The organism is Rhizobium sp. ZK1 (assembly GCF_047782645.1).
Lineage (GTDB): Bacteria > Pseudomonadota > Alphaproteobacteria > Rhizobiales > Rhizobiaceae > Rhizobium.
Genome location: NZ_CP180587.1, coordinates 367,893 through 390,176, shown reverse-complemented (window position 1 = coordinate 390,176; position 22,284 = coordinate 367,893). Strand labels below are relative to the sequence as shown.

General features: G+C 60.8%; 19 protein-coding genes. 11 read left to right on the top strand and 8 right to left on the bottom strand.

Annotated features, from left to right (window positions below; genetic code table 11):
- Positions 1-103: 103 nt before the first annotated feature.
- From ACK9YZ_RS24405 to ACK9YZ_RS24390, 4 genes are all read left to right on the top strand, one after another.
- On the top strand, positions 104-913 hold the full coding sequence (locus tag ACK9YZ_RS24405) for a transketolase (protein WP_183798656.1): 810 nt from the start codon (positions 104-106) through the stop codon (positions 911-913).
- Positions 913-1,869, top strand: a complete 957-nt coding sequence (locus tag ACK9YZ_RS24400) for a transketolase family protein (RefSeq protein ID WP_416067915.1) — start codon at positions 913-915, stop codon at positions 1,867-1,869. Before ACK9YZ_RS24405 ends, ACK9YZ_RS24400 begins: the two co-directional genes overlap by 1 nt.
- 65 nt (positions 1,870-1,934) lie before the next feature.
- Positions 1,935-3,401, top strand: a complete 1,467-nt coding sequence (locus ACK9YZ_RS24395; RefSeq protein WP_416068496.1) for an FGGY family carbohydrate kinase — start codon at positions 1,935-1,937, stop codon at positions 3,399-3,401.
- Between the two features lie 21 nt (positions 3,402-3,422).
- Positions 3,423-4,376, top strand: a complete 954-nt coding sequence (locus tag ACK9YZ_RS24390; protein ID WP_416067914.1) for a sugar-binding transcriptional regulator — start codon at positions 3,423-3,425, stop codon at positions 4,374-4,376.
- 146 nt (positions 4,377-4,522) lie between these two features.
- Here ACK9YZ_RS24390 and ACK9YZ_RS24385 read toward each other — a convergent pair whose 3' ends face one another.
- From ACK9YZ_RS24385 to ACK9YZ_RS24355, 7 genes are all read right to left on the bottom strand, one after another.
- Positions 4,523-4,978, bottom strand: a complete 456-nt coding sequence (locus ACK9YZ_RS24385; RefSeq protein WP_216759295.1) for an RpiB/LacA/LacB family sugar-phosphate isomerase — start codon at positions 4,976-4,978, stop codon at positions 4,523-4,525.
- Complete coding sequence (locus ACK9YZ_RS24380; RefSeq protein ID WP_416067913.1) at positions 4,975-5,760, bottom strand: triose-phosphate isomerase; 786 nt, start codon at positions 5,758-5,760, stop codon at positions 4,975-4,977. Before ACK9YZ_RS24380 ends, ACK9YZ_RS24385 begins: the two co-directional genes overlap by 4 nt.
- The gene (locus ACK9YZ_RS24375) at positions 5,757-6,533 is read right to left on the bottom strand and encodes a DeoR/GlpR family DNA-binding transcription regulator (RefSeq protein ID WP_416067912.1); all 777 of its coding nucleotides are present in this window, start codon (positions 6,531-6,533) and stop codon (positions 5,757-5,759) included. The genes ACK9YZ_RS24380 and ACK9YZ_RS24375 overlap by 4 nt, the downstream gene beginning before the upstream one ends.
- 97 nt (positions 6,534-6,630) lie before the next feature.
- On the bottom strand, positions 6,631-7,566 hold the full coding sequence (locus ACK9YZ_RS24370; RefSeq protein ID WP_416067911.1) for a sugar-binding transcriptional regulator: 936 nt from the start codon (positions 7,564-7,566) through the stop codon (positions 6,631-6,633).
- A gap of 69 nt (positions 7,567-7,635) precedes the next feature.
- On the bottom strand, positions 7,636-8,568 hold the full coding sequence (locus tag ACK9YZ_RS24365; protein ID WP_416067910.1) for a sugar phosphate isomerase/epimerase family protein: 933 nt from the start codon (positions 8,566-8,568) through the stop codon (positions 7,636-7,638).
- 10 nt (positions 8,569-8,578) lie between these two features.
- Positions 8,579-10,090, bottom strand: coding sequence for a glycerol-3-phosphate dehydrogenase (locus ACK9YZ_RS24360; RefSeq protein ID WP_416067909.1), 1,512 nt, complete (start codon positions 10,088-10,090; stop codon positions 8,579-8,581).
- A gap of 35 nt (positions 10,091-10,125) precedes the next feature.
- A complete protein-coding gene (locus ACK9YZ_RS24355; protein WP_416067908.1) occupies positions 10,126-11,697 on the bottom strand; it encodes an FGGY-family carbohydrate kinase in 1,572 nt (523 codons plus the stop codon).
- Positions 11,698-12,496: 799 nt separating this feature from the next.
- Between ACK9YZ_RS24355 and ACK9YZ_RS24350 the strand changes: the two genes are divergently transcribed.
- From ACK9YZ_RS24350 to ACK9YZ_RS24320, 7 genes are all read left to right on the top strand, one after another.
- A complete protein-coding gene (locus ACK9YZ_RS24350; RefSeq protein ID WP_416067907.1) occupies positions 12,497-13,153 on the top strand; it encodes a DUF2291 domain-containing protein in 657 nt (218 codons plus the stop codon).
- An 8-nt stretch (positions 13,154-13,161) separates the two neighbouring features.
- Positions 13,162-14,694 (top strand): sugar ABC transporter ATP-binding protein, encoded by a 1,533-nt coding sequence (locus tag ACK9YZ_RS24345; RefSeq protein WP_416067906.1) that lies wholly within the window; start codon positions 13,162-13,164, stop codon positions 14,692-14,694.
- A 23-nt stretch (positions 14,695-14,717) separates the two neighbouring features.
- Positions 14,718-15,770: an ABC transporter permease gene (locus tag ACK9YZ_RS24340; RefSeq protein WP_416067905.1), complete on the top strand. Its 1,053-nt coding sequence runs from the start codon at positions 14,718-14,720 to the stop codon at positions 15,768-15,770.
- Positions 15,771-15,878: 108 nt separating this feature from the next.
- Positions 15,879-16,826, top strand: a complete 948-nt coding sequence (locus ACK9YZ_RS24335) for a D-ribose ABC transporter substrate-binding protein (RefSeq protein ID WP_216759304.1) — start codon at positions 15,879-15,881, stop codon at positions 16,824-16,826.
- Between the two features lie 132 nt (positions 16,827-16,958).
- Entirely contained in the window at positions 16,959-17,801 is an 843-nt protein-coding gene (locus ACK9YZ_RS24330) for a DeoR/GlpR family DNA-binding transcription regulator (protein ID WP_416067904.1), read from the top strand.
- A 36-nt stretch (positions 17,802-17,837) separates the two neighbouring features.
- Positions 17,838-19,373 carry an FGGY-family carbohydrate kinase gene (locus tag ACK9YZ_RS24325; protein ID WP_416067903.1) on the top strand — a complete coding sequence of 512 codons (1,536 nt, stop codon included), beginning with the start codon at positions 17,838-17,840 and terminating at the stop codon, positions 19,371-19,373.
- Positions 19,374-19,385: 12 nt separating this feature from the next.
- Positions 19,386-21,131 carry a glycerol-3-phosphate dehydrogenase/oxidase gene (locus tag ACK9YZ_RS24320; protein ID WP_416067902.1) on the top strand — a complete coding sequence of 582 codons (1,746 nt, stop codon included), beginning with the start codon at positions 19,386-19,388 and terminating at the stop codon, positions 21,129-21,131.
- A gap of 3 nt (positions 21,132-21,134) precedes the next feature.
- On the opposite strand, the gene fba is transcribed toward ACK9YZ_RS24320, so the two are convergent.
- A complete protein-coding gene (fba, locus tag ACK9YZ_RS24315; protein ID WP_416067901.1) occupies positions 21,135-22,199 on the bottom strand; it encodes a class II fructose-bisphosphate aldolase in 1,065 nt (354 codons plus the stop codon).
- Positions 22,200-22,284 lie beyond the last annotated feature (85 nt).

Genomic DNA, 22,284 nt, shown 5'->3' with positions numbered 1-22,284 from the left:
TTTTGGGGTGATGACTAGCGCAGAATGATTAACAGGGGGCTTGACTAAGTCGGCGCCTGTGCAAAAATATAAATGCATGAATATTTATTCACAAGAGGAAACGATGCAGCCTTCCGAACTTGAACGTGTTGCTCGCCAGATCCGTCTGCGCGACCTCCAGGCCGTATACGAGGCGGGCGCCGGCCATATCGGTGGCGAGATGTCGGTGATCGATCTCCTCACCGCGCTCTACTTCCGCGTGCTGCGCGTCTGGCCCGACCAGCCAAAGCATCCCGATCGCGACAGGTTCGTGCTTTCGAAGGGCCATACTGCCTGCGCGCTCTATGTCGCGCTCGCCAAGCGCGGCTTCATTCCGGAAGAGGAAATCTCGACCTTCCTGAAACCGCATTCCCGCCTGAACGGCCATCCGAACTGTAACAAGGTGCCGGGCGTCGAGACGAATACCGGCCCGCTTGGACACGGGCTGCCGGTTGCTGTCGGCATGGCGAAAGCGGCAAAACTCTCGGGCGCGAAATACCATACCTATGTCATCACCGGTGACGGCGAGATGCAGGAAGGGTCCAACTGGGAGGCCATCATGGCAGCATATCAGTTCCGCCTCGACAATCTGACGCTGATCATCGACCACAACAGATTCCAGCAGGGTGCATCCCTCGCGGACACCAACGATCTCGCCCCGCTTCGCCCGAAGCTCGAGGCCTTCGGCTGGGAGGTCAGCGAAATCAATGGCAATGACATGCACGCGATCGTGCCCGCTCTCGAGCATCGCAGCGACCGCCCCCATTGCATCGTCGCGCATACGAATAAGGGCCATGGCATTTCGTTCATGCAGGACCGGGTCGACTGGCACCACAAGGTTCCGAGCAAGGAACAGTATGAAACCGCATTGGCAGAACTGTCGGAGGCACTCTAATGAACGCGCCCGTAATTCCAACGAAGCTCTATGACTGCCGCGATGCCTTTGCCGCGACGCTTGAGCGCCTGGCGGCCGAAAACGAAACGATCGTCGCCGTCTGCAACGACTCCGTCGGCTCGTCGAAACTTGGTGGTTTCAAGTCGAAATTTCCTGATCGCCTCGTCAATGTCGGCATTGCCGAGCAGAACATGGTCGGCGTTGGTGCCGGCCTCGCCAATGGCGGACGCCTGCCCTATGTCTGCGCCGCCTCGCCGTTTCTGACCGGCCGGTCGCTCGAGCAGATCAAGGCCGACATTTCCTACTCCAATGCCAACGTCAAGCTCGTCGGCATTTCCTCGGGCATGGCTTACGGCGAACTCGGCCCGACCCATCATTCGATCGAGGATTTCGCCTGGACGCGCGTTCTGCCGAACCTGCCCGTCATTGCCCCCTGCGACCGGATCGAGACTGCCGCCGCCGTCGAATGGGCCGCAAGCTACAATGGTCCGTGCTTCCTGCGCCTGTCGCGCGTCGGCGTGCCCGACCTTCTGCCTGAAGGGCATAGGTTCGAGCTCGGCAAGGCGAACCTTCTCCGCGAAGGCTCCGACGTGACGCTGATTGCCAACGGCACGTTGACCCATCGCATGATCAAGGCCGCTGATATTCTGGTCGAGCGGGGTATTTCGGCGCGCGTTCTGAATATGGCAACCGTTCGCCCGATCGACGAGACGGCCATTATCGCCGCTGCCAGCGAGACCGGTGCGATCGTGACGGCGGAAGAGCATTCGATCTTCGGTGGACTGGGATCGGCCATCGCCGAAGTGGTCGTCGACAATGCCCCCGTGCCGATGAAACGTCTCGGCGTGCCCGGCGTTTACGCTCCGACGGGCTCTGCCGAATTCCTGCTCGACGAATTCGGCATGGCACCTGCAGCGATCGCCGATGCCGCCGCCGCGCTCATCAAGCGTAAATAATCTGATAGCAGGTCTTTTGAGCCGGGGCGGGCATCCGCCCCGGCCATTCGTTTGAGGAGAAGATGATGCGGGCAATTCTGGCGATCGACCAGGGCACCACCAATTCGAAGGCCGTTCTGGTTTCCGAGACGGGCGACGTCGTCGCGAGAGGATCGGCCGCCGTCGGCATCTCCTATCCGCAGCCGGGCTGGGTCGAGCAGGATCCCCGCCGCATCTTTGCCTCCGTCTGCGAAGCGATCGAGGCTTGCCTGAAAAACGCTTCCGGCGTCACCGTGGAGGCAATAGCGGTGTCCAACCAGCGCGAGTCCGTCACCGTCTGGGATGCCGAAACCGGCGAAGCGCTCGGACCAGTGCTCAGCTGGCAGTGCCGCCGCACCGCGCCGGACTGCGAGCGCCTCATCGCCGAAGGGCATCTGGACCGTGTGGAGGCGTTGACCGGCCTTCCCCTCGACCCGATGTTTCCCGGATCGAAATTCCGCTGGTTGCTCGATCGCGTTCCGGCAGGTCGCCGCGTGCGTCTCGGCACGATCGACAGCTGGCTCATTCATTGCCTGACGGGCGGCAGCCGCCACGTCTGCGATGCCTCTAATGCCGCCCGCAGCCAATTGTTCGACCTGCAAAGCCAGGTGTGGAGCGAGGAACTCGGCCAGATCTTTGGCGTCGATACCACACTGTTGCCCGAAGTGCTCGACAGCTCTGCCGAGTTCGGCACGACGCGTGGCCTTCCCGGCATCCCGGACGGCACGCCGATCCGCTCCGCCATCGGCGACAGCCATGCGGCGCTTTTCGGTCATGGCGCCTTCAAGCCGGGCGATGGCAAGGTCACATTCGGCACCGGGTCGTCCGTCATGACGACGCTGCCGCGCTTCATTGCGCCGCAAAACGGCATAACCACGACGATTGCATGGCGCATCGCCGGCGTGCCGACCTTCGCCTTCGAGGGTAACATCCTCGTTTCAGCCGCAAGCCTTCCCTGGATGGCAGACATTCTCGGCCTTGCCGATGTGGCGGCCCTCGTCGATCTCGCGGCGACCGCCGAGCCGGGCGGACCAGGCTTCGTGCCGGCTTTCGTTGGTCTGGGCGCACCCTACTGGAGCTCCGACGCCCGCGCCCTCTTCTCCCAGATCAACTTTTCCACGACGCGCGCGCAGATGGCCCGGTCGGTAACGGATTCAATCGCCTTCCAGGTCCATGACGTGATCGCCGCCATGCGCGCGCAGAGCGGCGGCCAACTCGGCGCCCTCTACGTCGATGGCGGCCCGAGCCAGAACCGCTTCCTCATGCAATGTGTGTCGAACCTGATCGAGCATGCCGTGATCCAGTGCGAGGCTCCCGAAGCCTCCGCCCTCGGAGCCGCCTATCTTGCCGGGCTTTCGCTTGGTCTGTGGAAAGATCTCGAAGCGATCGAGGCGTTACCGAGAAGCACGCACGTCCTCCGGCCCGAAGAGATCGATCGGACCGGTCTCCTGAATACGTGGAATGATGCGCTGGCCCGCTCGACGTCGCGACCGACACCGGCTAAATGTGAATAAAAATTCAAGCCGGTATCGCTCATGTCGCGTCTCAATGAACTCCGCCTGATCTCAAGAGTGGCCCAGATGTATCACATCGAAGGGCGACGGCAGGCGGAGATCGCCGAGCATCTGCGCCTTTCCCAGGCGACGGTATCGCGAATGTTGAAACGGGCCGAGGCGGAAGATATCGTCCGCACGAGCGTGATCCCCCCTGTCGGAACCTATAGCGAACTTGAAGGCGGGCTCCGCGACAAATTCAAGTTGCCGGAAGCAATCGTCGTCGAATGTACCGAGGACCGGGACGGCGCCATCATGGCCCGTATCGGCGAAGCGGCTGCCCACCTGCTCGAGGTCACGCTTTCACCCGGCGAGATCATCGGCGTGTCAAGCTGGAGTCAGACGATCTTCAAGATGGTCGAAAACATCCATCCCCAGAAAAGCGCCCAGGCGAAATATGTCGTCCAGACCCTCGGCGGCATGGGCGACCCCTCCGTGCAGACACATGCCACACAGCTCACCACCCGCCTGGCGCGGTTGACGGGGGCCGAACCGAAATTGCTTCCCGTACAAGGCGTAACGACATCGAGGGAAGCCAAGTTGCTGATGCAGGCAGATCCCTTCGTTCGTGAGACTATGGATCTGTTCGGGAGCATCACGCTCGCCATCGTCGGCATCGGCGCGGTGGAGCCGTCCGAACTGCTTGCCCGCTCCGGCAACATCTTTTCGTCGCGCGAACTCGCCGATCTCGCAGAGGCCGGCGCCGTCGGAGACATTTCTCTGCGTTTCTTCGACAAGGACGGCAAACCGGTGAAGACGCCTCTCGACGACCGCGTCATCGGCCTGCCCCTTGAAAACCTTACCCGGGTGGACCGCGTGATAGCGCTCGCCGGCGGCGCAAAGAAAACAGCCGCAATCGCCGGCGCCTTGCGTGTCGGTGTCATCGGCACGCTGATAACCGATAAGTTTACCGCTCAACGATTGATCGACGCATAGATACCGGACCCGCTCCGGACCAGGATGATTGAGAATCATCAGGCGGATCGACCGGATATCAACCGGGGCATGATGATCACTGCGCTTCATTATTCCTACGGCGAAAACGAGCGGCCGGCGGATGGCCGGCCACTTTTGTCCCGCTCTCAACGCGCATTGTATTTTGCATCAAGCTCATCGATCGCAAAGACATTGCCGGCCGAACGGCCGTTCTGGTCGAATGTCTGAGCGAGAAATGCGTCGGCGATCGACTTCGCGAGCTCAGGTCCAATGACGCGCGCGCCCATCGTGATGATCTGCGCGTTGTTGGAAAGAGCGGCACGCTCGGCCGAATAGGTGTCGTGCGTCAGGGCCGCGCGGATGCCAGGCACTTTGTTGGCCGAGATGCAGACGCCGATGCCGGTGCCGCAGACCAGGATTGCCTTGTCATAGGTGCCATCGACCACGCCCGAGGCGACACGATCCGATAGGTTGGCATAGAACGGGTCGAGCCCATCGTCGATGCGCGACACCTCATGAACGTCGAAACGGTCCTTGAGGTGTTCGGCGAGCACCTTGGCGAGACCTTCGCCGGCGCTATCTCCCGCAATTGCAAGCTTCATCGTTTTTCTCCTTGGAGTTTGGCGGCGCATTTCGCGAGAATGTCGAGATAACCCTCGACGTTCCAGGCAGAACGGCCGATGAAGAGCCCGTCGATATGCGGGCTCGAAATCAGTTCCTCGCAATTTTGCGGATTGACAGACCCGCCGTAGAGGCAGGGGACTTTCCGCCCGAGCGCCGCTTCGGCGACCGCGATGATCTCGGCCTGGCGCGCATCGGCATAGTCCGCCGTCGCCGGAATGCCTTTTTCGCCGATCGCCCAGACGGGCTCATAGGCAAGCAGGATTTCGGCTGATTTCTGCTCGTCGGAGAGCTTCGACAGCGCCCCGCGCACCTGCGCCGCCAGGATCTCTGCAGCTTTTCCACTTTCCCGGTCAGCAAGGGTCTCACCGATGCAGATGAGCGGAATCAGGCCATGTCGAACGGCAGCTTCCGTCTTCAGCCCGACTGTCTCATCCGTCTCTCCGAAAAACTCGCGGCGTTCGGAATGTCCGAGTTCGACGATGTCGAGATCGCAATCCTTCAGCATCAGTGGAGAAATCTCCCCCGTCCACGCTCCCTGGTCGACCCAATGCATGTTTTGCGCGCCGACCTTGACGGAGGTCTTCGCAAGCATGCGCTTGACCTCCCGCACGGACGTAAAGGGCGGGATCACGAAACGCTGGATGAGCGGATCGTGCGCGGCATCAGCCGCCCCGAGGCCGCGCGCGAAATGCTCGGCCTCCGCAAGCGTCTTGTTCATCTTCCAGCTGGTGCCAATCCAGAATTTCGGTTTATCGGTCATGCCTGATCCTGTGCCGGAGCGATCGTGAGCTTGATGCCCGCCCGGTCGAATTCTTCGAGGACAGCGGCCGCTGGCGCGCTGTCGGTGATGACAGTGTCGAAATCGGCCAGATCCGCCATGACGTGCAGCGCCGTGTGGCCGATGCGCTGGTGGTTCACCAGAAGGCAGCTTTTTGTCGAGGAAGAGATCATCGCCCGCTTGGCGCGAACGACATTGTCGTCCATGTGATAGGCAAGCCTGCCGCTGACCGCCGGCGTCGAGATGAAAGCGATGTCGGCCCTCAGGCGCGACAGCGCCTCTTCGGTCACGACGCCGAAATAGGCGTTGAATTTTGCAGAATAAATGCCCCCGAGTGCAATCAGGGTTATGCCGTTTTCGCCCTTCAACCGCTCCATGATTGCCGCGTTGTTGGTAATCACCGTCAGCGGTCGCTTACGCAACAACATCTCGCCGAGAACCGCGGCCATCGAACCGTCATTGACCATGATCGTCATGCCAGGTTCGATGATTGCCAGCGCTTCTTGCGCCATGGCAACCTTGGCCTCGCCATCCTGACGCTCGCGAATGCGAAAATCACTCTCGAACTGTGTGCCGGCATCGATCGTCGCGCCACCGCGCACCTTACGCAGGACACCGGCCTGTTCCAGGTCGTCGAGATCGCGGTGGATCGTCATCTTGGAGACGGAAAAGCGCTCGGCGAGATCGTCCACGTCGACGGTCTTGTCCTCGACGAGCAGATTGACGATCAGTTGCTGGCGTTCTTCCCGTTTCATCGGTCTCCAATCCTAATAAGCAACAATATAACATCAAAAATGTGAAAATCAACAAAATGAAATGTGATTATGCGGTCGACTGGCTAACAACAGATCGTCAGGCCAGAAGAGCTTGCGCGGTCCGTTCGTCGGTGATGAGCCCGTGAAGGCGGCGGCTTCGCAGGATGGCCCGTATGGCGGCCACCTTCGCCTGTCCGCCTGCCAGTGCCACGAGGCGCTCCTTCTTCGTTGTCGGAAAGGACGCAGAAAGCGTGCGCGCAGTCAGAGCGGTATCGAGGATCTGGCCATCCGCATTGAAAAAATGACCAAGAATTTCGCCAATGCCGCCCGCGGCCGCGATGTCTTCGATCTCGCCTGGCTCGACTAGGCCGGAGAGCACCAGCTGGGCCTCGGCGTCCACCGTCCCCAGGCCGACGAGCTTCAGGTCGGCGCCATTGGCGAGATCGAACACTTCCTTGACACCGCGTTGTGCCCTGAGAACCTCCCGGTCCTCTGCAGTGTTGGCGAAAAAGGGGACCGGCATGACATAAGCGTGCGTGCCGGTCTTTTCCGCGATGCGGTGCATGACATCATAGGGATTGGCGCCGTAGTTTCGCGTGAGGCCCCCAAGCAGGGAAACGAAACGCATATGCTTGGCGTTCGTCCGCGGCATATATTGAACGGCGGCCGAAAGCGTGCGGCCATGGCCAAGACCAATGACCGAGTGATCGCCATGTTCGATCTCGCGCTTCAGATAGCCAGCCCCCGCATGACCAAGCGCGCGCAGCGGCAGACCCTCTTCGCCAAGATCGGGCGCGACCTCGCAATATTGCAATCCGAAGCGCTCGGCGAGCCGCGTCTCCAGTTCGACGCATTCGACGATATCACCGTCGATCGTGACCTTGACGACACCATCGGCCACGGCACGTGCGATCAGCCGATGCGCCTTGACCGAGGGGATGCCCAGGCGCCGGGCGACGTCGGACTGCGTCAGTCCGCCCGCGTAATGAAGCCAGGCGGCCCGCACGGCAAGCGTATCATCGGCATCCGTCATCAACGCATCCTTCCCATTTCTCCGACGGCGATCTCGCCCGATAACAACCAGCCTTTGTAGATGGCCGGATCATATCTTCAAGTCTGCGGCGCCGGTGTCGATATGCGGCGCCCAGAAGGCGACGCTTTCGGCGATCTGCGCGATGACCTCGCGATCGTTCGGTTCGCGTTCCTTGAAGGAAAATTCGAGGCAGATCTCGTTGTCACTGGCGCCACCTGCCGCAAAAGCGTCCAATAGTGGCGCAGGTTGAATCCGCCCCTTGGCATTGAATTCCGCCGTGAACGGCCGGTGGCCGCCCTTATCCATGAGGCTCTGCTTGATGTGGATGATCGGCGACAGCTTCGGCACGGCCCGCGCCCAGGCATAGGGATCGTAGTCGTCGGGATTGGCGGAGGTGACGTCGCCATGGTCGATATCGGCCATCATCCACATCGGCACCGCCATGTCGGCAGCAGTCAATCGTGCCTGCAGCGAAAGGCAGGATTCGATCGTCTCGCCGAACTCCCGGCCGATGCTCATCGGCTCCCAGAAGATGTAGGAAAGCCCGGCAGCCCTGGCGTGCTCCGCGACTTCGCACCAGCAGTCGATAGCGATCTTTATCAGCTCCTCGCGCCGGCTTGCGTCATCGAAGTCCTTGTAGGTGAAGATCGCAAACTGCGTGCCGACGGAATGTCCGCCGAGATCAGCGGTGATGTCGACGAAGGTCTTGAACCAATCCACATAATAGCGGCGCACCTCGGTATCCGGGTGCCCGAAATGGTTCAACCGTCCATAAGGTCCGGTCATGCCCGAGGTGACGCGAACACCGGTACGCTCCAACGCTGCCTTCATCTGGCGGGTCAGGCGGCGGATGACCGCGGCCTGCCAGCTCGGATTGATGAATTCATGCGTCAGTTGGAGATCGCGGATGCGCAGATCTCGCGCCACCGTTTCGATTAGGTTGTCCGGGTCGGCAAAACGGTTCACCAGCGGATTGGTATTCAGCGAAAGCGAAAGCGGCATCAAGGCCTCCTCAGGCGGCGGCAAGATGGGATGAAGCAAACCAGTCGGCAAAGGCTGTCCGCTCTGCCTCGCTCAAATGCAGGTAATGCTTGGTTCGACGATAGAGGATGTCCTCGGCTGTCTCCGCCCATTCGCTGGCAGCGAGATAACGGGCTTCCGCCTCATAAAGCTGCCCGCCGAAGTGGCGGCCGAGACCTTGCAGATCCGTTGCCCCGGCAACCAGGTTCCTCGTGCGTGTGCCATAGAGGCGGCCGTAGTGATGGACGAGCTTGCGCGGCATCCAGGGATAGGTGTCACGCAGGCTGTTGGCGAAAGTCTCATAGTCGGCATTGGGCATTTCGCCGCCCGGCAGCGGCGCCTTTTCCGTCCAGTCGCCGCCCATGTTGGGAAAGACATGTCTGAGGCGCTGCATGCCACGTTCGGCAAGCTCTCTGAATGTCGTGATCTTGCCGCCGAAGACATTGAGAAGCGGCGCTCCCCCCGTCTCGTCGAGATCGAACACGTAGTCGCGGGTCACCGCCGACGGATTGCCCTTGCCATCGTCAAACAGCGGACGCACGCCGGAGAAGCTGTGCAGCACATCCTGCCGGCGCAGCTTCTCCTTGAAATAGCGGTTCACCGCCTTCAGCAGATAGTCGATTTCCGCCTCGTCGGCCGCCACGTCCTCGGCCCGGCCCTCATAGGCGATGTCGGTCGTTCCGATCAGCGCCTTGTCGCCCTCGTAGGGATTGATGAAGATGACACGCTTGTCATGGTTCTGGACCAGATAGGCGTTGGAGCCGGACCAGAACTTCGGCACGATGATGTGGCTGCCCTTGACGAGACGCACATTGCGGCTGGAATTGGAGCCGGCGACGCGGTTGATGATGTCGGTGACCCACGGGCCGGCGCAATTGACGAGACATTTGGCACGGAAGGTCCGCGTTTCCCCGCTCGTGCTGCTTTTCGTGCTGATCGTCCATTGGCCGTTTTCCCGGCGCGCCGACACTGCCGGCGACCGTGTGAGCACCAGGGCGCCCTTCTCAGCCGCGCTCACCGCATTCAGGGTGACGAGGCGGGCATCGTCCACCCAGCAATCCGAATATTCGAAGCCGCGGGTATATTGATCGAGAATGGGCGTGCCTTCGGGATCGCGCAGCAGATTGAGAGTGCGGGTGCCTGGCAATTTCTTGCGGCCGCCGAGATGATCGTAGAGGAAGAGGCCGAGCCGGACGAGCCAGGCGGGCCGATCCTCGGGACTGTGCGGCAGCACGAAACGCATCGGCCAGATGATGTGCGGTGCGGCATTGAGCAGCACCTCGCGTTCGATCAACGCCTCCCGTACGAGGCGGAACTCGTAATATTCCAGATAGCGGAGCCCCCCATGCACGAGCTTGCCCGAGCGGGACGATGTCCCCTGTGCCAAATCGTCCTTCTCGCACAAGGCGACTTTCAAGCCACGCCCCGCCGCATCGCGGGCAATTCCCACACCGTTGATGCCGCCGCCGATGACGAAAAGATCCAGGATTTCAGGTTCGGTCATGTCATGCTCCCTCGGATGCCTGTTGCATCAACGATCTATTTGATGGACGGCATCGCCGCGGCTCTGGCCAGTGTTTCCCAGGCGGCGGGCATGGCCTTTCGAATATCGCCATAGGCGGAAAACAAGAGATCGAAGCGCCGGGCTTCCTCCGCAACCGGCTCTTCGGCTTCGCCGAGAAGCGGCGTCACCCAGTCGGCGATGCAGTCATCCATTGTCTTGTAGCCACCGATCGCGACAGCTGCCATCATCGCTGCACCGGCCGCCCCTGTCTCCTCGCGACGAGACAGGCGGATCGGCGCGTTGATGGACGCGCTGAGCGAACGGCGAAGCGCACTTGAGCGCACGGCACCGCCAGTAATGCGCAATTCCTCGGGCATGTCGCCCATGGCGGCGTAGCAATCGCGCGTCGCCAACGCCAAACCTTCGACCACCGCACGAACAAGATCCGGAAATCCGTGGCGAACCGACAAGCCGGAAAATCCCGCGCGGGCCTGCGCATTGACGAAGGGGCCGCGCTCTCCGGCCTCGGAAATATAGGGATGATAGACGACCGAACCTGGCCGGCTTTCGGAAAACCAGCGGTCGATCCGTCCGACGAGTTCGGCATGGGTGGCGGGCTTTCCGGCCTCCGCCATCAGATAGGTGGCCATGTCCAGCAGCCAATCGATATTGATCGTCGATCCCATATTGGTCTGCACCTGCGTGACGGTGCCTGGGATCGGCAAGGCAATGACATAGCCGGTGCCTTCCTGATTGAGATGAACATCGGCCACCGGCTTTGCCCGCAGATGCACGCCAGTGGACCCGATCGTCGAGCAGGCCGCATTGCGTCCGCCGCTGCGAACGCCGGCACCGAGCGCGGTCATCACCATGTCGACATAGCCGAGACTGACCGGTGTGCCGGCGAGAAGCCCGCAGGCACGTGCAGCGTCCTCCGTCAGCGGATGGACAATTTCCGTCCCGTCAAGGATATCGGGCAAGAGCGCGCGGCGATGCGTCAGTCCGAGCGCCTCGATGGCAACAGGCGAATAACGCCGTATCCTGAAATCACCGAAGGTAAAGCTTGCCTCTGAGGGGTCGGTCGCCCGCACGCCGGTAAAATTGAGATAGAGCCAATCCTTGCAATGCAGCGCGGTCTCTGCCTGATCCAGGAGTTCCGGCATTACCCGGTCCATGTGAGCAAGCTGCGCACCCTGCTGGCACGTGTTCAGCCCGGTGCCTGTCTGTTCAAAACGAGCCCGGTTCGACACTTCGCCCGCAAGCGAAATCACTGTCGGTGCAGCGCGAGCATCGAGCCATAGCCAAGCATCGGCGACCGGTCGGTTTCCCGAACCGACCAGCCATGTTCCGTCACCCTGCCCCGTCACCGCGATGGCGGCCGCGCGCGAAGCAAGATCCTCGACCTTCTCGCCAAGGCCCCGGACGGCTGCCACGCAATCCTGCCAGGTCTGGGCAAGCGGCTGCGTGGCCGAACCGTCGCTACCGCTCGCATATTTGTTGCGAACAGATGCGGTCGCGATCTGGCGGCCGGAAAGGCCGAAGGCGACGGCCTTGATGACCGACGTACCGGCATCGATACCGATGATGAGCTCGCGGCTGGTGGTCATCTGAAGTTATTCGCCTGCCAGGTCGAACATCGCGAGGGGCAAAGCGCGCATCGATGTCATGTCTCATATCCTCCTGGTCGCCACAGGCTGCAATAGCGTACACGACCACACTTCGAATCTCGGAGCAAAGCCGGCAGTGCACCTTTGGCGGCTTGCAGACTTGACGCTCTTCGAAACCTCCCAAGGCCTCATCAAAAATATAACACAAAGATATCATTGTTCCAGTAAGATTTTTCTGACTGTGAAATTTTTTTCATGTAAAATACTATTCATGATAGGGCCGAGGTACGGCCACACTCTCGAACCATTCCGCCGGTAATCGAATTTGCGGAGTGCTGGATTAGGCTTATTTTATATTTTGTAATCAAATAGATAAATCCACGTTACGCAAAGGCGCCGGCTGCCTTGGCGACGGCGAAGTGGGCGGAAGAGCTTCTTTAGTCGCTGCGCGCAGAAGCTGCGCATCTCACGCCATAGGATCCGGAGAGCCAAAAGACCTGTTGACAGGCGCAAAATTTGATAACATGATTTTTGACATAAATACCACTTACCTATCATGCGGCCATCGCCGCTGGTGGAAAATCACGGTCCTGGCGGTTGGAGGAGACAAGCGCCGGTTCTGCATGGAGGAGGTTCGGATGCACATTGTTTCCGCTGATCATCGCGCCTTTCAGCTCGGCAGGGTTCTGTGCGCCGATGCGGATTTCGACACGCGCCGTCTTCGATGAAGTAGCCGCGAGGCTTCACCCGTTTCCTCCTCTTTCGACATAGATCCGACCAGCCGCAAAGATCGCCAGCAATGAATACTCAGCCCGCTCACGCAACATCCGCGCCAGGCAAAGGCAACTTCAAGCTCATCGTCAGTGCCGTTGTGGCAATCGCAGTCGTCGGCGCAATTGCGCTCGATACAACCGTCATCAAGATCGGCTCGGAGAGCGATGTGCGGCAGCAGGCCTTTTCTCCGGAATCCTTCGGCGCCGAGCAGTTTCCGAAGATCCAGGCGGATGTCGAGAAGAGAGCCGTTGCTGCGCCCGACCTCGCAGCGGCGATCGCTGCAGACAAGAAGGCGGCCGGTGAGAAATACGGGGTTGCCACGAGTACCGGCCCGGTCATCCCGGTGACGCTGAGCGGCACTTTCGGCGCGCGCAAATCCAATACAAACGAGATGAAGATCGACGGCCTCCCCCCCGAGACGGTGGTCCGTGTCCAGACCGGCCCTGCGGTCAATGGCACGGACCTCCGCGATGCCACGGGGGCGATCGAGTTCGGCCAATTCACCAACCAGATCCAGTATCAGGATGCCGGTTCGGCGATCAATAACGAGATGAAGAAGGCCGTATTTGCCGGCCTCGATCCGGACCAGCTCGATGGCAAGAGGGCGACCGTCGTCGGCGTGTTCAAACTGATCAACCCCAAGAACTGGCTCGTCACTCCGGTCAAGGTCACAGTCAAATGAGCGAGCCGATGCCCATATCCGAGACCCTTGGCGAGGTCGTCTTGGCTGCCCGCAACATAGCCAAATCTTATGGCAATGTGCATGCTCTCAAAGGCGTCAATTTCGATATTCGTCGTGGACAGGTGACGACCCTCTTCGGCGAGAACGGCGCAGGCAAGTCGACCCTGATGAAGATCCTTTCAGGCGTCGTCCAGCCGACGTCAGGCGAGATCATTCTCGACGGCACGCCGATCAGCTTCAACTCTTCCACTCATGCACGCGAATGCGGCATCTCGATTATTCACCAGGAACTCAGCCTCGCGCCCAACCTCAGCGTTCGCGACAACATCTTCATGGGCCGCGAGATCATCAAGGGCGGCGTGGTCGACTTCGCGGAGGAAGAGCGCCAGACGCGCATTTTGATGGAAGAACTGGAAGAGGAGATCGATCCGCTGACCAAGGTGGAAGATCTGCGTCTCGGCCAGCAGCAGATCGTCGAAATCGCCCGGGCGCTGTCGGTCAATTCGCGTATCCTGATCATGGATGAGCCGACCTCAGCACTCAGCGCCACCGAAGTCGAGATGCTTTTCAAAGTCATCCACGACCTGACCGATCGCGGTGTATCGATCGTCTATATCTCGCATCATCTTGAGGAAGCGCTGCAGATCACCAACCATGCGGTCGTGCTGCGCGATGGCACCATGACTGCCTATGCGCAACGCAGGGACATCGATCTCGAATGGATCGTGCGAAACATGGTGGGCGACAACTTCGATCTCGGCAACCCGCCTGAAGGTTATGCGTTCGGTAAGCCTGCGCTTTCGATCGACAATCTCACCGTTCCCGGCCCCTCTGGATCAGCTTTCAACTCCGTCGATCGCCTGTCGCTGGACGTGCGGGCCGGAGAGGTGGTCTGCATCTACGGCCTGATGGGCGCCGGTCGCACCGAGCTTCTGGAATGCGTGGCCGGGCGGTTGCGCGCCAGTGGCGGCACCATTCGTCTTGAAGGCCAGGACGTCGGGCAGTTGAGCATCGCCGGACGTATCGCAAGCGGCCTCGTGCTGGTGCCAGAGGATCGCCAGCGCGACGGCCTCGTCCAGACGATGACGGTCGGCTCCAACCTGTCGCTCGCCAGCATCGGTGCCTTTACCAAGGGGTTGTTCACATCCGTCCGTCGCGAGCGTGAGCTCGTCGATGCCTCCATTCGCAAAGTCCACGTCAAGACCGATGGAGGAGAGGCGGCCATCGGCTCGCTGTCGGGCGGCAATCAGCAGAAGGTGGTTATCGGCAAGATGCTGGCGACCGACCCGAAGGTCATTCTTCTCGACGAGCCGAGCCGCGGCATCGACATCGGCGCCAAGGCGGAAGTCTTCAAGCTGCTTGCCGAACGCGCCCGCCAGGGTCTCGCCGTCATCTACTCGACGTCCGAGGTCAACGAGTGCCTGAGCATCGCGCACCGCATCATCGTCATGCATCGCGGCCGGATCTCAGCGGAATTCGGTGCTGACGTCACCAAGGAAAAGATCATGGCCGCGTCAGGCGAAGCCGTGGTCGCGCACTAGCCCGGAATTATGGAGCACTGATTATGTCAGTCACGAACATTGCCGAACAGAAATCAGTATCGCATGGGCATAAGCGCAATACCAACCTCGTGCGCCTGATCCTGGAAGGCCGCGCCTTCTTCGCGCTGATCGTCATCATCGCGGTCTTCTCCTTCCTGTCGCCCTATTACTTCACCCTCGGTAACTTCCTGACCATGGCCTCGCATGTCGCGATCTTCGGCATTCTGGCGATCGGCATGCTTCTGGTTATCTTGAATGGCGGCATCGACCTGTCGGTCGGCTCGACGCTCGGGCTTGCGGGTTGCATTGCCGGCTTCCTCATGCAGGGCGTCACGCTTAGCGCTTTCGGCGTCATTCTCTATCCGCCCGTTTGGGCAGTTGTGGTCATTACCTGCGCTCTTGGCGCTGTCGTCGGCGCAGTCAATGGCGTGCTGGTTGCCTATCTGAAGGTTCCGGCCTTCGTCGCCTCGCTCGGCGTGCTCTATGTCGCCCGCGGCATTGCGCTGCTTATGACCAACGGCCTGACCTACAACAATCTCGGCGGTCGTCCGGAACTCGGCAATACCGGTTTCGACTGGCTCGGCTTCAACCGCCTCGCCGGCATTCCGATCGGCGTCATCGTGCTCGCCGTACTTGCGATCATCTGCGGCATCGTCTTGAGCCGCACGGCTTTCGGCCGCTGGCTTTACGCCTCTGGCGGCAACGAGCGCGCGGCCGATCTCTCGGGCGTGCCGGTCAAGCGCGTCAAGGTCATCGTTTACGTGCTTTCGGGCGTCTGCGCGGCAATTGCCGGCCTGGTCCTGTCATCGCAGCTGACCTCTGCCGGTCCGACGGCGGGCACGACCTACGAATTGACGGCGATTGCGGCTGTCGTCATCGGTGGCGCGGCGCTGACCGGCGGGCGCGGCACAGTGCGCGGCACGATGCTCGGCGCGTTCGTGATCGGCTTCCTGTCGGACGGTCTCGTCATCATCGGTGTGTCGGCCTACTGGCAGACCGTCTTTACCGGCGCGGTCATCGTCCTCGCGGTCCTCATGAACAGTATCCAATACGGACGCCGGACAAAATCGTCCTGACGTCAGCAGCAGAACTTATCCACGACGGTACCTGGATTTCCAAAAGGCCGATCGCGGAAAGCACCGCCGGTTTCCGGCAGCACCTGAACTCACAAAGGGAGAGAGACTATGTTTAAGAAAGGCATGCGCATTCTTCTGGCAGCCGCAGCTGTTGCCCCGATCCTCGTCAGCTCCGCCTGGGCGGCGGGCCAGATGACGATCATCGTCAATGATCCATCCAATCCCTATTGGCTGACAGAAGGCAATGTCGCCAAGGCGACAGCCGAGAAGCTCGGCTACACCGCCTCGGTCAGCGCGCATAAGGGCGACACCAACACCGAAAGCAACCTGATCGACACGGCTATCACCAACAAGTCGGTCGCCATCATCCTCGATCCGGCAAACGCCGACGGTTCGATCGGCGCGGTCAAGAAGGCAGTGGCCGCCGGTATCCCGGTCATTCTCGTCAATGCCGAGATCAACCAGGAAGGCCTCGCCAAGGCGCAGCTCGTTTCGAACAACGCCCAGGGGGCGGCGATCGGCGCGCAGCAGTGGGTCGAAGCGGTCGGCGACAAGGGCAAGTATGCCGAACTCTTGGGCGCACCATCTGACAACAACGCCGCCACGCGCTCCAACGGCTACGAGACCGTCCTGACACAGTATCCCGACCTTCAGAAGGTCGCCCAGGAAGTCGCTAACTGGGACCGCACCCAGGGTCACAACAAGATGCAGTCCATGCTGCAGGCCAATCCCGACATCATCGGCGTGATCTCCGGCAATGACGAAATGGCACTCGGCGCGATCTCAGCGCTGAAAGAAGCCGGCAAGCTCGCCAACGTCAAGGTCGGCGGCTTCGATGGCTCACCGGATGCGGTCGCCGCGATCAAGGCAGGCGAGCTGCAATACACCGTCCTACAGCCCGTTGCCGTCTTCTCCGAAGAGGCCGTCAAGCAAGCTGATAACGTCATCAAGACGGGCAGCACCGGCGCCAAGAGCGAAAAGCAGCTGTTCGATTGCCTGCTGATCACCAAGGACAATATCGACAAGTATACCGGCCCGTTCGTTCTGGCCCAATAATGCGATGGAGGGCGCCCGACCGGGCGCCCTCCTTGACCTTTCAACCACGTCAAGCCGCTTTCGCCTTCTTTGCCTTGGCACGGCAATCACTATACGAAGCTGGGGTATGGAATTCAGCGACAAGGGTGACCCGTGACACAGAAGACCAATCAGGGCGATGAGCTGTTGGACCAACTGACCAGCGACAGCCGCCAGACGCGCCAGGTCGCCCGCCGGCGGATGATCGCGGAGGCCGTCATGAGTGAGGGTTCGATGCGCATCGAAGATCTGACCGACCGCTTCGGCATCAGCCTGATGACGGCGCATCGCGATGTGGATGAACTCGTCAGCCGCGGGATCTTCAGGAAAACGCGCGGGATCGTCACTGCGGCGGCCACCAATCTGATCGAGTCCAGCGATGTCTACCGCTCAAGCCGACAGTCGGCGGAAAAGAAAGTGATTGCAGAGGCGGCGATGCAATTCGTGGAGCCCGGACAGGCGATCTTCTTCGACGACTCGACGACCGTATTGCAGATGGCATCGCACCTTTCCGCAAAAGTGCCGATCACCGCCATCACCAATTCGCTGACGCTGATGAATGCGCTGACCGGCATGCACGATGTCACCCTGCTGGCGCTCGGCGGCCAGTATTACAACTGGTGCAATGCTTTCATGGGGCGCATGACGATCAGCGAGATCAGGGGTCTGCGGGCGGATATCGCCTTCATCTCGATGTCCGCCATCAGCGACGGGATCGTGCTGCATCAATCGCCCGAAACCGTCGATACGAAGCGTGCCATGTTCGACTGTTCCGTCAAACGCATCCTGCTTGCCGACCATACAAAATTCGAGCGGCGCGCGCTTCACAGCTTCGCGGCGCTCGATGAATTCGACGTCGTCATCGTCGACGACAAGACGCTGCCCGTTCACATCGATCGGATGCGGTCCAGGGATATCAATGTCGTCGTTGCCAGGACCAGTGGCGGGCGCATGTGACCGGGCTGCCCGGTCGCAATAGAAAGGTGAATACGCATGCCGAGCCTTCTCGGGATCGATAGCGGCCTGACTGTCACGAAGGCCGTCATTTTCGATATAGACGGCACACCCATCGCCGTCGCGCGGCGGCGCGTGACCCAGCTCATCCCGAGGCCGCGGTTCGTGGAACGGGACATGCACGAATTGTGGACCGCAACGGCCGAAGCGATCCGCGAGGCCATTGCTCTCAGCGGCCGCCCGGCAAACGATATCCAGGCCGTCGCGGCAACGGCGCATGGCGACGGAATCTATGTGCTGGATCAGTCGCAGACGCCGCTTGGCAACGGCATCGTATCGCTGGACAGCCGCGCAGGTGATATCGTCGATCAGTGGATGAAAAATAAGGTCGCCGAAGAGGCGATCGAGCTGACAGGTCAAGTCCCGCATGTCTCGGCGCCGTCGGCGCTACTGGCCTGGATGCGCGACCATGAGCCGGAACGGTTCAAGCGTATCGGCCACATCATGAGCTGCAAGGACTGGCTGCGCTTTTGCCTGACCGGCACTGTCGGCACAGATCGGACCGAAGCCAGCACCTCATTCACCAATGTAAGGACACAAGACTATAGCGAGGACGCCCTGCGTCTGTTCGGCTTGCAGGCGCTTGTTGGCACTCTGCCGCCTGCCGCACGCTCGGACGAGATCGTTGGACGGATCACAGCCGATGCGGCGCGTCTGACCGGCCTTGTCGATGGCACGCCTGTGGCTGCCGGCTTGCATGATGTCACCGCATCCGCCCTTGGCGCGGGTGGTTATGCCGATGGCGTCGTTGCCGTCATTGCTGGAACCTATTCGATCAATGAGACGCTGTCTTCTGAACCGCGCGTCGATCGACGCTGGTTCTGCCGCAACGGAATTGCACCGGGCGTCTGGAACAGCATGTCGATTTCGCCTGCATCGAGCGCGAATTACGAATGGTTCATCGAAAAACTATGCGCCGGCGATCGGGCACGTTGCGACGCCGACGGCACATCCATCCACGCTCTGCTCGCATCCGAAATCGACGCGGCTTTCGAGCGCCCCTCTCCCGTACTTTTCCATCCCTATCTCTACGGGTCGCCTTATGGCGCTTCGGCAAGCGCGGCTTTCTTCGGACTCGGCGGCTGGCATGACCGCGGTGACATGCTGCGCGCCGTGCTGGAGGGGATCGCATTCAACCACCGCATCCATGTCGATGCGCTGCGCGACGGCTTTGCCTTCACGGAGGCGCGGCTTGCCGGCGGCGTATCGCGCAACCCCGCCGTCGTACAGATGTTTGCCGACATTCTTGCAATGCCCGTGACGGTGACTGGCACCGACGAGGCCGCCGCCTGGGGAGCCGCACTTTGCGCCGGCGCAGGCGCCGGTATCTACGCAGATCCGCAAAGCGCGTCGACGACAAAAAAACAGGGCGAAAACTGCATGCCAAATCCCATCCGCAGCGCCGACTATGACAAGCGCTACCGGCTGTTCCTGGAGATCGCCGAAACAATGAAGCCGCTCTGGCCAAAGATCGCTGGCCTTGCGCAGGAAAGCGCGGCAGACGCCGCAGTTTAGGACGACAGTGCCATGACCCTCACCCCTCTCGAGCGCAGCCCGGATACAAGCGAGAACGACATTGACGTCGTCATCCTCGGAGCAGGCATCAATGGCGCCGGCCTGTTTCGCGACCTGGCGCTGCAGGGCGTCAGCTGCATGATCGTCGATAAGTCGGACTTCGGTTCCGGAACGAGTGCAGCACCCTCCCGCCTCATACATGGTGGATTGAAATACCTGGAAACCGGGGAATTCGGCCTGGTCGCCCAATCCACTCTGGAGCGCAATCTGCTCTTGAAGAACGCGCCGCATTGCGTCGAGGCGCTGCCGACATTCATTCCGGTCTTCTCCTGGACACGCGGCATCTGGGCGGCACTGAGGACATTGGCCGGTTCCAAGACCGCGCCGCGCAGCCGCGGAGCCGTGCTCATCAAGATCGGTCTTTCCCTTTATGACTTTTTCGGTTCGCGCGATCGTGTGATGCCGCGCCACCGTCTGATCCTGAAAAGGAAGGCCAGGCAGGAAATGCCGCATGTCACGCCGGACATCGTTGCCGGCGGGATTTATTACGACGCAAAGATCAGCCGGCCGGAGCGCCTCGTCTACGAACTCGTCAAGGACGGGCTTGAGGCGAACCCACATTGTGCCGCGGCAAATTTTGCCACCCTGACGGCCAGATCCGAAGGCCGCCTGTCTTTCCGAAAAGAGGATGGAACTGAATTCTCGGTCCGGCCGAGACTCGTCGTGAACGCGGCCGGGCCATGGATCGATCATGTCAACGAAGCACTCGGCGCGCCCTCGCGCCTGATCGGCGGCACGAAGGGCTCCCATATCCTGATCGATCATCCAGAACTGGTGCGCAGCCTGAACGGCCATATGATCTATTTCGAGGCCGATGATGGCCGCATCTGCCTGGTCTACGGCTATCTCGGACTGGCGCTCGTCGGCTCGACGGATATTCCAAGCCGGGATCCCGACACTGTGCGCTGCGAGGATCCAGAAATCGATTATTTCCTGCAGAGCTTGCAATCGCTGCTTCCGACATTGCGCTTCGATCGCGACCAGATCGTCTACACCTATAGCGGCATCCGGCCGCTTCCGGCCTCCGACGGAACTGCCCCTGGCCTGATCAGCCGCGACCATTCAGCCCCGGTCATCGAACCGGACGACCAGAGGCCATTTGCCATCATGTCGCTCGTCGGCGGCAAATGGACGACGTTTCGCGGTTTTGCCGAGGAGGTTGCCGACACCGTTCTTTCCCGGCTGGAGCGTTCGCGCAAGCAGTCGACCCGTTACCTTCCGATTGGCGGCGGAAAGGCATTTCCGGCCGACGCGCAGGCGAGGCGGGTCTTCGTCGACAGGATCGCGAAGGCTGCAGGCATCACCGCCGCACGCGCGGAACAACTTCTGAACCGCTACGGGACGACGGCCGAGGCGATGGTGATCTCCCCCTCCGATCATTCCGACGAGCGGCGCGTATCGGCTGCCGAACACTATAGTTTCCGGGAGATCGACTGGATCGCACGCAATGAGCTTGTGGTTCACCTCTCCGATATCGTGCTCCGGCGCACGACGATCGCAATCGAGGGCCAGCTGAGCTACGAAGGGTTGACGGATATTGCCGGCATCGCCGCAAAAGCACTCGGCTGGGATGCTCCGCGTGTTGAGCGTGAGATCGATGATGTCGTCTCCCTGCTCAAGGCGTTTCACGGCCAGACGCTGTCAGCCGGGACACCGGATATCGAACCGGGAAAAAGCGTCCGGCCCGTCAGTCGATGAGATCTAGGAAAACACCGGATCGAGCGCGCCGGATGCATAGCGCTTTCCCATCGCCGAAACCGGAAGAGGCGTAATCCGATCCGCCATGCCGGCGGTGCCGAACTGTTCGAAGCGCTCCTTGCAAAGCTTGGTAAGTGCGGCCATTGCCGGTTTCAGATATTTGCGGGGATCGAATTCGCTCGGATCTTCCTGAAGGACCCGGCGGATCTGCCCGGTCATGGCCATACGGCCATCGGTGTCGATGTTGACCTTGCGCACGCCGTTCTTGATGCCGCGCTGGATCTCTTCGACCGGTACGCCCCAGGTGGGTTTCATCTGACCGCCGTATTTGTTGATGATCTCCTGCAGCTCGGCCGGCACCGACGACGACCCGTGCATGACGAGGTGCGTGTTCGGCAGCTTGCGGTGGATCTCTTCGATGACATTCATCGCCAGCACCGAACCATCAGGCTTGCGCGTGAATTTGTAGGCGCCGTGCGAGGTCCCCATGGCGATTGCCAGTGCATCGACCCGTGTTTCACGCACGAACTTCACCGCCTCGTCCGGGTTGGTCAGCAGCTGGTCGTGAGACAGTTTGCCTTCCGCACCGTGTCCATCCTCGGCCTCTCCCATCCCGGTCTCCAGAGAGCCAAGCACGCCGAGCTCGCCTTCAACGGAAATGCCGCCGAGATGGGCCATCTCGGTCACCCGCTTTGTCACCCCGACATTATAGTCCCAGTCGGCGGGTGTCTTCGCATCCGCCTTCAGCGAGCCATCCATCATCACAGAGGTAAAGCCCGCCTGAATGGCTGTCATGCAGCTGGCCGGGTCGTTACCGTGGTCGAGATGCACACAAACCGGGATATGCGGGTAGATTTCGACGACCGCGTCCATCATGTGCTTGAGCATGATGTCATGCGCATAGGCGCGCGCGCCGCGTGATGCCTGCATGATGACGGGGGCGCGGGCCGCATCTGCGGCCTCCATGATGGCGAGCGCCTGTTCCATGTTGTTGATGTTGAAGGCGGGAACGCCGTAGCCCTCCTCCGCCGCGTGATCCAGCAACTGCCTGAGCGTAATGCGCGCCATTGAACACCCTCTCACGTGAAGCACGTCGAAATCGTTGGCTTCAGTCTAGAAGGATCGCACACTCACAAAAGTGGAACAAGTATAA